At 43.0% G+C, this 15,206-nt stretch carries 10 protein-coding genes and 1 tRNA gene; 5 read left to right on the top strand and 6 right to left on the bottom strand.

Features of this window, described 5'->3' with window-relative positions; translation table 11 throughout:
• Positions 1-82: 82 nt before the first annotated feature.
• Complete coding sequence (glgP, locus tag GQR89_RS09155; protein WP_158769764.1) at positions 83-2,629, bottom strand: alpha-glucan family phosphorylase; 2,547 nt, start codon at positions 2,627-2,629, stop codon at positions 83-85.
• A gap of 227 nt (positions 2,630-2,856) precedes the next feature.
• Positions 2,857-3,636: an acetoin reductase gene (locus tag GQR89_RS09150; protein WP_158769763.1), complete on the bottom strand. Its 780-nt coding sequence runs from the start codon at positions 3,634-3,636 to the stop codon at positions 2,857-2,859.
• Between the two features lie 1,054 nt (positions 3,637-4,690).
• On the opposite strand from GQR89_RS09150, the gene GQR89_RS09145 reads away from it, so the two are divergent.
• The 4 genes from GQR89_RS09145 to GQR89_RS21735 all read left to right on the top strand — a co-directional run bounded on the left by GQR89_RS09145 (position 4,691) and on the right by GQR89_RS21735 (position 11,027).
• Positions 4,691-6,373, top strand: coding sequence for a cation:proton antiporter (locus GQR89_RS09145; RefSeq protein WP_158769762.1), 1,683 nt, complete (start codon positions 4,691-4,693; stop codon positions 6,371-6,373).
• A gap of 24 nt (positions 6,374-6,397) precedes the next feature.
• Positions 6,398-7,369: a universal stress protein gene (locus GQR89_RS09140; RefSeq protein ID WP_158769761.1), complete on the top strand. Its 972-nt coding sequence runs from the start codon at positions 6,398-6,400 to the stop codon at positions 7,367-7,369.
• Positions 7,370-7,937: 568 nt separating this feature from the next.
• The gene (locus GQR89_RS09135; protein WP_158769760.1) at positions 7,938-10,481 is read left to right on the top strand and encodes a bifunctional diguanylate cyclase/phosphodiesterase; all 2,544 of its coding nucleotides are present in this window, start codon (positions 7,938-7,940) and stop codon (positions 10,479-10,481) included.
• A 180-nt stretch (positions 10,482-10,661) separates the two neighbouring features.
• Positions 10,662-11,027, top strand: coding sequence for a Card1-like endonuclease domain-containing protein (locus GQR89_RS21735; RefSeq protein ID WP_199271396.1), 366 nt, complete (start codon positions 10,662-10,664; stop codon positions 11,025-11,027).
• Between the two features lie 339 nt (positions 11,028-11,366).
• On the opposite strand, the gene GQR89_RS09125 is transcribed toward GQR89_RS21735, so the two are convergent.
• Positions 11,367-11,443 (bottom strand) — tRNA-Pro (locus tag GQR89_RS09125).
• A gap of 376 nt (positions 11,444-11,819) precedes the next feature.
• Complete coding sequence (locus tag GQR89_RS09120) at positions 11,820-12,287, bottom strand: YHS domain-containing (seleno)protein (RefSeq protein ID WP_158769759.1); 468 nt, start codon at positions 12,285-12,287, stop codon at positions 11,820-11,822.
• 113 nt (positions 12,288-12,400) lie between these two features.
• Here GQR89_RS09120 and GQR89_RS09115 point away from each other — a divergent pair, with 113 nt between their 5' ends.
• The gene (locus GQR89_RS09115; protein ID WP_158769758.1) at positions 12,401-13,324 is read left to right on the top strand and encodes an AraC family transcriptional regulator; all 924 of its coding nucleotides are present in this window, start codon (positions 12,401-12,403) and stop codon (positions 13,322-13,324) included.
• Positions 13,325-13,393: 69 nt separating this feature from the next.
• On the opposite strand, the gene dcd is transcribed toward GQR89_RS09115, so the two are convergent.
• Positions 13,394-13,990 (bottom strand): dCTP deaminase, encoded by a 597-nt coding sequence (gene dcd / locus GQR89_RS09110; protein ID WP_158769757.1) that lies wholly within the window; start codon positions 13,988-13,990, stop codon positions 13,394-13,396.
• A 77-nt stretch (positions 13,991-14,067) separates the two neighbouring features.
• Positions 14,068-15,132, bottom strand: coding sequence for an iron-sulfur cluster carrier protein ApbC (gene apbC, locus GQR89_RS09105; protein WP_158769756.1), 1,065 nt, complete (start codon positions 15,130-15,132; stop codon positions 14,068-14,070).
• Positions 15,133-15,206: the final 74 nt, after the last annotated feature.

Raw genomic sequence — 15,206 nt, 5'->3', positions numbered from 1 at the left:
TGCGTCTATTAACGTAAGCCTTGATTTACCTTGAACCAAAGCTTACGCAACACTCATCGTTAGACACCGTTGGTACCCTTTATCAGTGCTCCCACAGAATGTGGTTCACTTCTAGGGGTATTGATACACCCACTCGAGAAGGTACTATTCGCAGCGTGTATTGCGATAACGCGTGCAATGCGGGTAATGTGACGCGATACAAGTGAGCGCCCATATTGTCATCAGGTAAATAAACACAATCCATTGATTGGTGCATCGCATCACCACCGCCACTACCATTGGCATAAAGTTCAACCGTCACATCCTGTGGAGCTAAACCATTTAGCAATACATTTGCAGCAAATATGTACTGTTCGCCCTCTTGCCTTGCGGTAAAGCCATCCACACGTAATCCCACCCATTGTTGCTCTAGTGTTTGCTGCCAATCGGCTATCTGTTGTGCCACTTTGCCGTTGTCGGCTGCCCGGGCACGAAAGGCCTCGGCGGCGGGAAGGTAACGTTGTTCAGTGTATTCACGCACTACGCGATTGGTTGAAAACTGTGGTGTAAGGCGCGCCATGCTTTCACGCATCCGTGTTGTCCAAGCCACAGGAATGTCTTCAGCATCTCGCTGGTAAAATTCTGGTATCACCTCATTCTCAAGCAAATCGTAAAGCGCTTCTGCCTCAATCGCGTCCCAAGCAGGATCATTACCATGTTCTTTGCCATCTCCTAGCGCCCAACCAATGTCAGGACTATAGGCTTCGGCCCACCAACCATCCAATTCAGACAAATTAATGCCACCGTTGACCAATACTTTCATACCACTAGTACCACTTGCTTCCCAAGGACGTTGCGGCGTGTTTAGCCATACGTCAACGCCTGCTACAAGATGCTCACTTAAAAACATATCGTAATCGCTAAGAAAGATAACATGTTGACGCACTTGGGGCTGACGAATGAACTGCACCCATTGTTGTATCAACGCTTGCCCAGCCAAATCAGCTGGATGCGCTTTGCCTGCAAGAATAAGCTGCACAGGACGTTCAGGATTAGTCAACAGACGCAGCAAACGTGCAGGATCATGTAATAGTAAATTGGGTCGCTTATAGGTAGCAAATCGTCTAGCAAAACCTAATGTAAGTACCTTGGGATCAAATAAATGTTGAGCTTCGTCAACCTCAGCCAATGATGTACCTGAAGCAGCCATCTGACGCGCTAGGTGGTCACGCACATAGGTCACAAACGTCTGACTAGCGGCAGTTCTAAAGTGCCAAAGATCTGCATTAGAAACAGCCCTAATAGATTTCCCCAAACTATCCGTCGTGCCAAGCCAGCGCTCTTTGCCACAGGCTTTAGTCCATAATTCATCCGCACCAGCAGAATCCCAACTAGGCGTATGCACACCATTGGTTACGTGACCAATAGGTACTTCATCCAAAGGCCAGCGCGGAAATAATGAGGCAAATAGTCGTCTGCTAACCTCACCATGCAACGCACTCACCCCGTTTACCGCTCCACTCCCCCTAATCGCCAAGTAAGCCATATTGAAATCATCATCTGCATGGCTCGAATCTTCCTGCCCTAGGGATAACAGCTCTGCAGTTGAAATACCCAACTCTACATTGGCATAATCGCCTAGCCATTGCTCAATCAAAGCCGGCGCAAAACGATCGAAACCCGCCTCTACCGCAGTATGTGTAGTAAAAACATTACCTGCGCGCGTTGCCGCTAGGGCTGCCGAAAATGATAGCCCAGTCTTATGCATAAAGCCCCGAGCCCTTTCTAAAATAGCGAATGAGGCATGCCCTTCATTCAAATGACATACTTCAGGCTCAATACCGAGTGCATTAAGTAAACGCCAACCACCAATACCCAGCACTAATTCTTGCATAAGGCGCAAATCTGCACTGCCACCATAAAGCTCACTAGTGATAGCACGAAAAGGTGCATAGTTTGCGGTGTCGTTGCTATCCAACAAGTATAATTTTGTTCTGCCAACCTGTACCTGCCAGGCTCGCAACCAGATAGGGTGTCCGGGTAGATCAAGTTTTATCCGCAACCACTCACCATTAGCGTGGCGTAAAGGAGTAATCGGCAATTGTCCAGGATCGTTGTAGGGATAAACGGCCTGCTGTAAACCATTTGTGTCTATGATCTGACGAAAATAGCCTTGCTGATAAAGCAGCCCTACCCCTATCACGGGCACACCTAAATCATTGGCGGCTTTTAATTGATCTCCCGCAACGTTCCCCAAACCACCGGAGTATATGGGCAGTGCGTCACTCAACATAAACTCCATACTGAAATAAGCCACAGTATTTAGCGCTGAGTCAGGATACGTTTGCTGAAACCACGCGGGTGATTCTGCCGCTTCACGTTTGGTTTTGACCAACGTATCGAGCAATGCACGATAAACTGGATCAGCCAACAGTTTCGCAATATGATCTCGCGATACCGTTTGTAATACCCCCCATGGATTATGTGTTAAGTCCCAAAGCTGGGGATCAAGTTGTCGCCAGATTTCATCCGCAGCATGATTCCACGACCAACGTAAATCCAGCGCCAATTCTGCCAACATATCAAAGCCTTCAAGCGCTCTTGGAAAAAGAGCATGCAATGGCGAACTGCACGGTATTTGTTTGTCCATTTTGTTTCCTGTTGAATCTGTTGGGGGCATTGTTTTGCACCGAGTTTCTATCTCAGCTGTTTTGTCAATTAAACGCTTAGCCTGCCGAACGATTGGCATTTTAAATGATCACCACTAATAGTCCGAACATCATCCAACAATATATTGAAAATCGACTTTGTACGTTGCGTAAATTCAAGTTATTACGATCCATACAAGAAATTACTGGTGAACTTTTAGGTCATCGATTAACGGTAAACCATTCCACCATCAATCAGAGGTGCTTGACCTGTCATATAATCAGAGTCTGAACTCGCTAAGTATGAAACAAAGTTAGCCACGTCTACTGGAGTTTGTGCTCGTCCTAATGCAATACCTTCCACATATTTTTTATACGTTTCACCTTCGGGTGCGCCGGTAATTTCGGAAAAGCGTTTATCAATCTCCACCCACATATCAGTCCCAACCACACCGGGACAATATGCATTTACTGTGATACCTGCACTGGCATATTCCTGCGCAGCTGCCTGTGTTAACGCACGCACCGCAAATTTAGTTGCTGAATAGGCGCCCAGTAACGCAAATCCGTTGTGACCAGCAATGGAAGACGCGTTGATGATTTTTCCTTTTTGCTTACGTTCGATGAATTTTTTTGCCGCTGCCTGTATCCCCCAAAGCGTGCCATTTACATTAATTTTTTGAATTTTATCCATTTCCTCTTGGGTAATATCAGCAATGGCTTGCACTTGCGCAATACCTGCGTTATTCACCATAATATCGAATCCACCCAAGGTTTTTTCTGTATGTTCAATGGCCGCATACACTTGTTTCTGATCACTGACATCCGCTTTGAAAGTTGTCGCTTTTCGCCCCAAGATTTCAATCTCACGAGACACTGCCAGCATCTTTTCTGTGTTTAGATCAACAATTGCTATGTCTGCTCCATCTTGTGCTAAACGCAATGCAATGGCGCGCCCGATTCCTTGACCTGCGCCTGTTACTAGCGCGACTTTACTGTTTAATGACATACCTGTGTCCTTATTGAAAATAGGATGGAGACGACGAATTAATCGTCTTGGGAATAACCAGAGTATTGTTAGTTTACAAGATCATGGAAGATGAATCGTAGACACAGATCAATTTGAGCAACCATAATCAAAAATTAATCATGCTGGTTTCAGGTTTTACCTTTAGGCCTCTCGCAGCGTAAGTCGCAGCTTTGTCAGTACTTGAATATGATGTCGGTGAGCAACCTTCATGTTTTGCATAAAGGAGTTGATAATCGTTTTTTACAAATTGGGTTACTGTTGAATACTTTGTCGGATATTAAATTAAAAAAAACCAGAATTTTATAAAAAATGCCCACTACATTTAATAACTAAAAAGATGGGCAGAATATAAAATATGCTTATGTGCTACTCATTAATGTTCATCAAGTGTCTTCGATGCGTTCACACAAATTTGGCTAAGCCACTTGAACTTGATGCACTATGTCTATGACTAATGCTATTTTAAGCCTAACACCACCTTATTTACGGGTGAGTTTTCACCTTATAAAATGCCCATACCTTTAGAAACGCCACTTGCAGACTAATATCAAATAAAGCTATTTTGTCCGCCATAAAAAATTACCCTTAAAAATCTATTTTGAGACAATAAAATTGACTAGGATCAAGTCGAACTAGCACTAAAACTTTTACATTACTCGGCTTGCAATTATTATCTGCAGGATTAACTTTGGCTTATCAAAAGGGAAATTAGCGGTGAAAAAATTAGGCGCCTTATCGATAGTGCTATCTTGGTTCGTTTATTTGATTGCCCTAAATTTGCTGGCTGATAAGCCCACAATGTTTAAGTGTACTTTACGATGGGAATTTATTTTTGCTGCGATAGGCAACTTTGTTAGCCCTGTTGAGTATTGCGCTCAACCAAGGCGCACATGCCGACATTAGTTTTATAGAAAATTTTTTTCGTTTGAGTAATTTTCTTCGCTATCGCTCAGAGAAAAATATACCTATCCATGAACGTCATTACTGGATTAATAATAACATGACAATTGAAATCTGAATTGGGGAATCGAATATGGTTGAGGTTATTACGCAGTCGGCTTTCTCTGAGATTGCTACCCTATTGGTACTGGCGGCGGTTATTGGTTTTATAGGATCATTACTCAGGCAACCTCTTATCGTTAGCTTTATCGCCGTAGGTTTGCTTTCTGGTCCGTCTGCACTGGATATTGTGCATTCAAAAGAACAAATTTCACTGCTTTCTGAATTGGGTATTGCAGTTCTGTTATTTTTGGTCGGTATTAAACTCGATGTAAAACTTATTCGTTCTATCGGTGTTGTATCCGTATTTACTGGTCTTGGGCAAGTGTTATTTACCTCAATTATTGGATATTTCATTGGGCTTGCTGTTGGCTTAGACCGCGTTACCAGCACATATGTCGCCGTAGCCTTAACCTTTTCTTCCACAATTATCATTGTAAAAATTCTATCTGATAAACGCGAAATTGATTCGTTACACGGTCAAATTGCACTTGGTTTTTTGATTGTTCAAGATCTTGTCGTCGTCATGGCTATGATCGTTCTGGCAACAATTGGTATAGGGGCCGGTCATGAACGTGAAGCTAATGGCTCTATATTGCAAGTGGCACTGTCAGGCATTGGGCTTTTATCATTTGTTATCATATTCGTTCGATATATTGCTAACCCGCTCACTGAACAGATTGCTAAAAATAAAGAGTTGTTACTCATCTACGCGATTGCTCAAGCTGCACTGTTTGCAACGATAGGAAGCATGGTGGGGCTTGGAATGGAAGTTGGTGGCTTGTTGGCTGGCGTAGCGCTAGCGTCAACACCTTATCGAGAAAGCATAGCGGCAAGATTGGCGCCCCTGCGTGACTTCTTACTGCTATTTTTCTTTATAGCCTTAGGTGCCAATCTTGACCTTTCCCTATTGGGCTCGCATGTATCGGATGCCATAGTATTTTCATTGTTTGTTCTGATTGGTAACCCGCTCATCGTATTAATTATCATGGGCATAATGGGTTATCGAAAAAGAACGAGCTTTTTGGCGGGGCTAACGGTTGCCCAAATTAGCGAATTTTCACTTATTTTTATTGCGATGGGTATCAGCCTGGGGCATCTGGCACAAGACATTCTCGGCTTGGTGACATTAATAGGTATGATAACGATCACTTTATCGACTTACATGATTACCTACTCTCACCAACTTTACGCCATCTTTGAGCCGCTGTTAGATGTATTTGAACGAAAAGATACCAAGCGCGAGCAATTATCGGAACATCAATCCGATGATCACCACCAAGTTATCATTCTCGGGTTAGGCCGTTTAGGAACCGCTATCGCTGCTCGCCTCATAGATAAAGGCGTTAATGTACTAGGGGTGGATTTTAACCCGTCGGTTACTAAGCACTGGGGACAATTATCCGTGGATACGGCATATGGAGACGTAACTGACTCCGATTTTTTACAGGAACTCCCTCTACGCCACGCACAGTGGATTGTCTCGACCATTCCGCACCACCACAGTGGACTAACCTATGAAGACACAAGAAATACCATATTGCAGGCAATAGTTTCGAGTGATTTTACTGGGAAACTGGCAGTAGTATCCCAGAGTAAGCAAGAAACCAAGGAACTAGAGGGTTTAGCAATAAATCTAGTGCTGGAACCATTTCAAGATGCAGCTGACCGAGCTGTCGAGCTATTGCTCGAAGGACTTGACACTCGGTCAAAGTGACTACAGAAGTGATAAGGAGATTCTATGAAAAAGTTTAACAATATTGTTTATGTTCTCAGTGACCGTATGAATGAATCATCAACAACATTCCTTCGTGCTGTCAGTTTAGCGAGGATAAATCAGGCAGATTTAACCTTGATGAGAATAATTCCAAATATGCCGACGGTTATTTCTTCGAAATTAACAAACAGCAGTGAAAAAGAGCTGCAAAATAAGGTTATTGCCCGAGAGCATGCCAAATTACAAGTTCTTATCGCTTCTTTAGACGCTGCACTCGATATAAAAACTGAGGTAAAGATTGGGAAAAAGTACATCGAGGTCATTCGCGCAGTAAAAGCGCATAAATATGATTTGTTACTTAAAGAGGTAGAAAGTATTGATTGGCTTGAACGTCTTTTTGGTAGCGAAGATATGCATCTATTGCGTAAATGCCCATGTCCGGTTTTGTTAATGAAAAAAAATGAAAAGTCTGCATACAAAAATATTATGGTGGCAATCGACTTTGATGACGACTTTGATAAATATGAATATAGCTACAACGATGAGTTAAACCAAAAATTAATACAATGCTCCATTTCGCTGTCCCTTTCAGATTTCACTACACTGCATTTAGTAAACGTTTTCGATGTACCGCACTCTGGATATATCAGTCTTTGGGCCGATCAGCCAGACAAAATTGAGAAAGAGTTATTTGAGACAGAATACCGTAATAGGCAGTATAAAATGAATGCACTTATAGAAGCGTTAAAGCTTAATATAGGGGCTGAACTGTTTGAGTATTTGTCGCCTAAGACCCAACTTGTTCAGGGCACCCCTAGTCATGAGCTACCCAAATTGGCAGAGGCTATTAATGCTGATTTAGTCATAATGGGTACAGTCGCGCGCTCTGGAATTGCTGGTATTCTTATCGGTAATACTGCAGAAAATGTACTGTCACAACTCCAATGTTCGGTACTTGCCATTAAGCCCAGAGACTTCGTTTCCCCGGTTTCGTAGCTTAAGTACTAAAGTGATATTTTACCGCGCTGTGATTATTCCAAAAGCGAGACGCGTCTGCTTCTCGCTTTTGATGTTTATAATAAACACATTTAGCTACTCTTGTTGACTTCACTGAGTGTTGTTAGTTGTGGGGCGTATAGAGCTTATTGACTTTTAGGACCTTTTTTAGCTTTATTCTTCTGTGATCTGCTTTGAAGGCCTTGATTGCATTGCGTCTATCACTGACACCTTTAAGGTTTAGCTAAATGAAAGGTCTTTACGCATGTTAGAACGGAAAATGGGCTACTATTCACAGACCGCCCCGCTCGATATTCCTAAAATAGATCGTAATTTTATAACCTGGCAATGTTGCCGAGCTCTCACTTCGAAATATGCCTAGATTAATACTATTAGGTAGTCGCAATACTATGATTTTGCAGTATATTAGTATGGTATCTATTTTTTCCATTATGGTGTTCATGTTACTGATCAAATTACTGGAACAGTTACTGAAGCAGTTACTGAACCAAAGGACCAAAACAATCTATATGACTCGCGGTTATTACATTATTGGATTTACCTTTTTATGGCTTTTTTAACAAAAAGAAAACTCCAACGTTATTTTTTTCCGGCAATAGGATTGGGGTTTATCTTGTTGTGGCTGCTATCAAGCGCATTATTTTGGAGTAATTGGAACACTGAGCAACAGCGTATTCGAGAAACACTAGCCCGTGATGCAGAAATATCACTTCAGGGTAAAGCCACTGAAATTGAAGGAATACTGCAGCAAATCTATCACTCCGTGCGCACGATTTCATTACTGCCAGGTGTGCGCGACACCGCACCTAGTAATCGAAATTCTGATGACGAAGACATTGTTGAAATGGGGCTTATTTCAGCAGCCAATTACGACACCGTGCAGCAGCTTTATAATCATGTTGCCTCTTCAGTTGCATTATCTGAAATATATATTGTTTATGACGGCTTTAACCCTGAAGTTGGTCAGGTTCCTTTCTTGATGTTTGATCATGTCATTGTTGATAATTTCGCTAAGCTGACTATGTCATTAGACGGCCACCATGAAGGAGATTTTCCTGAGGAGGATGAGACCGAAGAATACGAGGATTATGTTCGTCAGTTGGATTATTTACGTCAGCAAAATTTTGATATGCCAAATCAGTCCCTCGACAGTATTACTGTCATTAATTCAGGTTTGTTGCGAACCTGTGACAATACACAATTTCTATCTAAATCTCATGGCCATGTAAAACACACCTATGGATTTACGTTGTCCGTTCCTATTTATGGTCTTGATGATCGACAATTCAAGGGACTTGTTACCGCCGTACTACGTACTAACGTACTTGAAGCGGCGCTGGTTGGCTGGCCCGTTTTACCCGTGACCGATGAAGATCGCGCGTTACTTAACAGTATTCGAGGTTTAGATTTAAATACACCTCCAGTGAATTACCTGCTCGAAGAGCAGACTAACGGGATTGAGGTCACTGATAGCCGTAATACAAATTTTACTACTATACAAAAAACGGCTGCTTATCATTTTGAGGCCAAACTAACACTGTCTGGGCCTGGTAATTGGGTCCTGCATAATTATGTTCCTCAGCCGATACTGAACGCTAAAATGGCGGTTGCGCGCAACAGTTTTATCATTCAAGTAGGCATTCTAAGCGTGGTCTTACTTCTGCTTTGGTTGGCAGTCAGTGCTGTGTTGAAATCTCAGCGAAATAACGCCTCGCAGTTGCAAGAATTAGCTGATATTGATCCACTCACAGGGTTACCTAATCGCAGAATGATAGGTTTGTACTTAAATACCGTATTAAAGACAACCAAACCCGGACAGTGCTTCGCGGTCATAATGATTGATCTAGACGATTTCAAACACGTCAATGACAGTATGGGGCATGAAGCCGGAGATCGCATGTTGATTGAAATTGGTCATCGTTTTAGTTGTGTTTTGAGAAACGAGGATTCGGTGTTACGCATGTCTGATAATGACAGTTGTAAAACAAATATATTTCGAAATAGAGCGGCTCAAACAACGACCACAGTGAATGGTGTTGTGGGGCGTCTTGGCGGTGATGAGTTTTTGATTATATTGAGTGAGCTCCCCGATGAACATGTCGTTAAAATTATAATTGATAGGTTAATGGCATCGCTGCAAGATCCAATTGAAATTGGTATTGAAAAAATTTATGCCCACGCAAGTATGGGCGTTGCGAATTATCCTAACGACGGTAAACATACCGCGACATTGCTACGCAACGCAGATGTAGCGTTATACGAGGCCAAGCGACTTGGTCGCGGTCAATCAGTCACATTTTCCCCTGAGTTAACCGAAGACGCGTTACGCAGACTGAAGATGATGGCTGGGCTTCATGAAGCGCTCCAAGAAGAACAGTTCTTTATTCTTTTTCAGCCAGAGTTGCATATTGAAAGTGCCAAAATCAACGCTGCAGAAGCGTTACTGCGTTGGCATCACCCAGATTTTGGTCTTGTTATGCCTACAGAATTTATTCCGATGTTAGAACGTTCTGGTTTAATTAACGATGTGGGACGATGGGTCTTGCGTGAAGCTTGTTTGCAACTTAAAACATGGCAAGACAATGGTTTGGCAATGGAAAATATCGCCGTCAACATATCAACTAAACAGCTGGCAAAATTAGATTTCGCCGATATGGTTGCCGAGGTCCTTCAAGATACAGGACTCAAACCGAGTAATTTGGTATTAGAGGTGACTGAGTCTAGCTTTATGGAAGAGCCAGAACTTGCCATTAAAGCACTCACTAAAGTTCGCAGTTTGGGCGTATTGGTCGCAATTGATGATTTTGGCATTGGGTATTCATCACTCAGTTATTTACAAAAAATTCCATTGGATATTCTCAAAATCGACCGTAGCTTTGTCACACAGACAAAAACCACCAGTGGTCTCGCCATTTGTGAAATGTTAATAGCATTAGCTGAACGACTCAGTCTTAATGTCATAGCGGAAGGGGTTGAAACCGACGCTCAAATGCAATGTTTACGAGGTGCGGACTGGATACAAGGCTATATAATTGCAAAACCACTGACTTCAGAAAAATTCGAAGAAAAGGTGCGTGAGATGGCTAAATAAGTAGCTTGGTATGTCCGTAGTGTTTGAATCTTATAAGACAAACAACCCGCTATGCGTTTAGAGTTTTCACCATATCGCCCCATTCAAGATAAGTCATTTCTAGAGGATACACTTTGTCATCTTAACCTCTGGCTCGATTCTACCCCAACGGACTAAGATGAATTAACATGCCCGACTCGTTTGCAACCCATATCTGTTCGCTTAGCGAATATCCTACGACTGTCCTTAGGCCCGATTGCCCAATCCGCTATTGCGAGTCATAAGTTTATTAATGCTGGAACTCAAGCATACCGTCAACAATGTAAGCAAATAGATCACCTAGTAGACGCCAAGACAGTTAAAAACGAGTTGGATACCGTCGCCATTATGAATAAAAAGCTGCATATAATCGAATGTAAAACTAAACGTATCAAGGGAGCCGATGATACACATATCCTTTACAAGCTGAATTCTCGAAATGAGCTACTGAGGGACATCGCTGGCAAAACGCCATTAGCTTCTTTGCACCAGATCACCAATGCACATATAGCCCCGCGGCAGACTTAGACATGGCTATTTTTGGCTTTTGAAAAACAGCCTAATCTATGCACTTACTAAAATTATGGTGAGTGCCAAGCGGTTAGATTCTCACAGATCTAAAACAGACATCAATCAGGAAGTAAAATTTGCTGAACAGCTTTCCTAAACGCGCCTAAATCCCAGCGTTTTTTGCACATCATTGATGTTTAAACACCTACCAGTTCGACAAAAAATTCGTAATCACAAAAAGTACAATGAATTAGCTAACAATAAAATATAAAGCACATTGTCGATTGACAGGAAATAACGTGTATAGAATGGATAAAAGACAGGAACCAGCATAGAGGGTGTGGATAAAGTATTAATTGGTCGGTGTGATAGGATTCGAACCTACGACCCCTTCACCCCCAGCGAAGTGCGCTACCAAGCTGCGCTACACACCGACCGAGGAGCCGCATATTACGGCAGTTTGGATTTTTTGCAATGAGAAATGTACTTTGATTTGTCTGTTCGCTTATTTGTTAAACAAACTTGCTGTAATTCACGTCATATTCTCCCACTATTCGCGCATTACTCTCTTGGATGGCCTCGTGCTCTAGCCTATTCAGCAAGTACGCAGATTAAAAAAACACTTGATATCGTGAATGGATAGATCCTCAACTCCGGTCATATGTTCGACGCAGACGATGATAGGTTTACATTTTAAGGTGCTATTTGTGATTCCGCTGTAGCGAGGGACAAAAACCAACATGGGATATAAGCAAAACCCCAAGTAAATGGGGTTTAAGATCAAGTGTAAATACAATCACAACACGTCGACTAGAGCTGTTCGCTCGGCGTGAATTCAATGTTAGGCCACTGCTCTTGCGCTTCAACTAAGTGCTTAGGAATATCTTTTTCCCACGCTTGGTAGACTTCAAGATTTTTATTTACGTAAAGTGTGCCATCGACAATTTCAAACGCCTTGCCATCGATTTCAAACTTTTTACCAAAGGTTGTACCGAAGGCGCAGTACCCACCATAAGCCGGTGCGTATTTTTCAGGATTGCTGTTAAATGCATCGCGGTTGTCGGCATTGCTAAAACGATATATAGCGTCATTGTGTACAGCAGTGAACTCAGATTTACCTAACACCGGTTTATTTTGTGTGAAATAAGCAACTGCATCGTGTCCCGCTAAAATTACGTCGTTACTGTCAGTTTGCGTGTCGACACCCGCAAAGCTTAAGCTAGAAACAGTGATAGCTACTGCGGTAAAAATAGATTTTAGGACGAATAGATTTTTCATTTTTATTTCCTCGTTTTAGATATTCAGGACTGAAGTAGTCAACGGGGAAAAGTATAGGTCGTGATGCTTTTCATCACTATGTCTGCAAAACCAAAGGTTATGTCAAAACGTCTATGGATGTATTAAAACAGTTATTTTCCACTTTTAAAGTCTCTGCCAACATATTCCACAACGGACAATACTGCGGTAGTTGGGCAATCAACACCTCTGGAACACACTATATGAATTTTCATGTGGTGAGTCACGGTAACTGTTATTTGACGCTGCCGGGCAATAAAGAGATAACCAAGTTGTCGCAAGGGGATATAGTATTATTTCCTAATGATAGCGAGCACGTTATTAGCGGCGAAGCTCACTCCTCATCAGCGGTTAATAGCTCGCCATCTCAAGATTATACAAACGGTGCAGACACAACTGCCACAGGTCTGGTGTGTGGTTATTTTAGCCATAATCATCCTCTGGTTAGCAGTATTACAGCACACTTGCCTCAAACCATTATTATCAAGAATCAAACATTGGGCGGCTCGCCTACCGGGCTACATTACCTGCTTGATGCCTTACTAGACGAGTCTAAGCATGCAAATAAAGGCTCTGAACTGATAATGGGCCGTATCGCTGAGGCCATATTAGCGATTATTTTCCGACAACATCTACCCAACGATAGTGGCGTACTTGCAGCCACAGCCCACCCTAAATTAAGCGCAGCCATCAAAGCGATACACAGTACACCCAACAGAAAATGGACGATTGAACTGCTTGCACAGCAATGCTTTATGTCTCGGGCAGGGTTTAATGAACTGTTTAAATCGGTAGTGCAGCAATCTCCTATGGAGTACGTCACTCAGTGGCGTTTAGGCTTGGCCTATAGCATGCTTGCAGATGAAAACGTATCAACATTGCACGCGGCATTAGCCTGTGGTTATGACAACGAGTCATCATTTTCTAAAGCGTTTAAACGTGTACTGGGTGTCAGCCCTGGGGCCGTTAGGTCGCAGAAAATCAGTGTCTCGTCAAAAGGCCTAAAAGAGGATGGCTAGCGATATTGCCCAGCCTAGCCTGCTTCAAATTGTGAGAGGATTAAATTAACGAATAGTCAGCATGTTTTGTTAACGGTCCGATTTGTCATCACCGCTAATGCGGCTAGCCGTAGCACCTTCTTGATTCTTGTACTTGGCATCAGCACGAGCATTATAAGGCTTGTCTGCGAAATCTGACATAACTTCAAAACTAAGAGCACCGATTTTCATACCAGGCTTTAACGCCAGTGGTAATTTACCGCTGTTGAAAAATTCTAGGACAATATTACCTGACCAACCGGGGTCAATTCGATGCGCAGTGACGTGCACCATTAACCCTAAACGCGCCAAAGAAGAGCGGCCATCGAGCCAACCTACAATATTGCCGGGTAAGGTCACTGACTCAAGTGTTACTGCCAGAGCGAGCTCTCCAGGGTGTAGGAAGAATGACTTATCAGGGCCCACGTTTATTTCATCGCTCATCACGGTATTAAGTGCTTCTTGTACCTGTGCTTTAGGGCCACTTAAGTCGATATAAGGCGCTTGGTGCTCATTAAAAACACGAAATTTGTTACCTAATCGTATATCGACGGTTACACCACTTATCTCAGCATAATCCGGCTCAGGGGTGATATTGATTTTGCCGTCTTTCAGGTAGGCCAGAATATCTTTGTCGCACAAACGCATAATTTTTTAACTCAGTGATAAGGTTTCAGATGAATACCGCGCAATTATGCGTAGCTAGGGCCCTATGTTCAACGTTTTTAAATATTTTGTACACGCAAGTCCATCAAGCCATTTAGATACAACTGCTTTGATATCGCCGTGGCACAATCCATATATGCTTGACTCAGAGGATCGTTAGGCTCAGCTATCAGCAACGGCGTACCGCTATCCGTGTACCGGCGAATCTTAATGTTAAGGGGTAACTGACCTAACAAAGGCACCTTATTGCGTTTGGCCAAATCAACACCACCATTTTCTGCAAAAATATGTTCCTGATGGCCGCACTTGGGGCAGATATACAAACTCATATTTTCTATCAAGCCCAGTACAGGCACTGACACTTTATTAAACATGGCAATGCCTTTGGCGGCGTCGGCCACTGCTAGGTCTTGGGGCGTCGTGACAATAACCGCGGCACTGACAGGTATTTGCTGGGCAAGCGTAAGCTGAATGTCTCCCGTGCCAGGAGGCATATCGACAATCAAATAGTCCAACTCCGGCCAGTCGGTTTCCCGTAGCAACTGTTCAAGCGCTTTACTGGCCATTGGGCCGCGCCAAACGGTAGCATTTTCTGCTGGCACAAAATAACCAATGGAACTGGCTACCAAGCCATGTGCAGAGAAAGGTACAATGGTCTTATCATCCCGTGACGCCGGTGTTGACTCAGTGTTACCTAACATGATTGGGATCGATGGCCCGTATATATCGGCATCTAACAAACCAACTTTCGCGCCTTGAGCCATTAAAGCATAGGCGATGTTAACACTGGTAGTCGATTTACCTACCCCTCCTTTACCTGATGCAATAGCAATAATATTCTTGATCTTGTTTACTTTGCTCACCTTAGTCGGTGACGCAGGTATTTCGGTTTCAATAACGACATGCTGCAACGACAGCTTTTGCTTACTAGCGGCATCAGTTATACGCTCGATAAGTGCATCGTGAAGCTGAGCAGCCGCAAATGGTAACGTGATCAGTACATCCCTTGATGACACTGTTATCCAAGATTCAATCTGTTTCGCGGGTAGCGCGAACTGCGCCGCAAGTTCTTTTGATACTAACTGGTGCACTTTATGCTCGGGGGTAGACCGACTAAATAACATGACACTCCTCATAAATAACGATGAATTTGGCTAAGGTAGCTTTTACCTAATGCAATGGCGGCTGATTTTAGATA

Origin of the sequence: Paraglaciecola sp. L1A13 (genome assembly GCF_009796745.1) — a bacterium.
In the GTDB taxonomy this organism is placed as follows: Bacteria; Pseudomonadota; Gammaproteobacteria; order Enterobacterales; family Alteromonadaceae; genus Paraglaciecola.
Note: the sequence above shows the minus strand (reverse complement) of the source record. Positions and strands in the feature narration are given on the sequence as shown.

What these genes read in the sequence shown, in the direction of transcription:
- glgP (WP_158769764.1), bottom strand. Translation starts at nt 2,629, where the DNA reads ATGGACAAACAAATACCGTGCAGTTCGCCATTGCATGCTCTTTTTCCA.
- GQR89_RS09150 (WP_158769763.1), bottom strand. Translation starts at nt 3,636, where the DNA reads ATGTCATTAAACAGTAAAGTCGCGCTAGTAACAGGCGCAGGTCAAGGA.
- GQR89_RS09145 (WP_158769762.1), top strand. Translation starts at nt 4,691, where the DNA reads ATGGTTGAGGTTATTACGCAGTCGGCTTTCTCTGAGATTGCTACCCTA.
- GQR89_RS09140 (WP_158769761.1), top strand. Translation starts at nt 6,398, where the DNA reads ATGAAAAAGTTTAACAATATTGTTTATGTTCTCAGTGACCGTATGAAT.
- GQR89_RS09135 (WP_158769760.1), top strand. Translation starts at nt 7,938, where the DNA reads ATGGCTTTTTTAACAAAAAGAAAACTCCAACGTTATTTTTTTCCGGCA.
- GQR89_RS09120 (WP_158769759.1), bottom strand. Translation starts at nt 12,287, where the DNA reads ATGAAAAATCTATTCGTCCTAAAATCTATTTTTACCGCAGTAGCTATC.
- GQR89_RS09115 (WP_158769758.1), top strand. Translation starts at nt 12,401, where the DNA reads ATGGATGTATTAAAACAGTTATTTTCCACTTTTAAAGTCTCTGCCAAC.
- dcd (WP_158769757.1), bottom strand. Translation starts at nt 13,990, where the DNA reads ATGCGTTTGTGCGACAAAGATATTCTGGCCTACCTGAAAGACGGCAAA.
- apbC (WP_158769756.1), bottom strand. Translation starts at nt 15,132, where the DNA reads ATGTTATTTAGTCGGTCTACCCCCGAGCATAAAGTGCACCAGTTAGTA.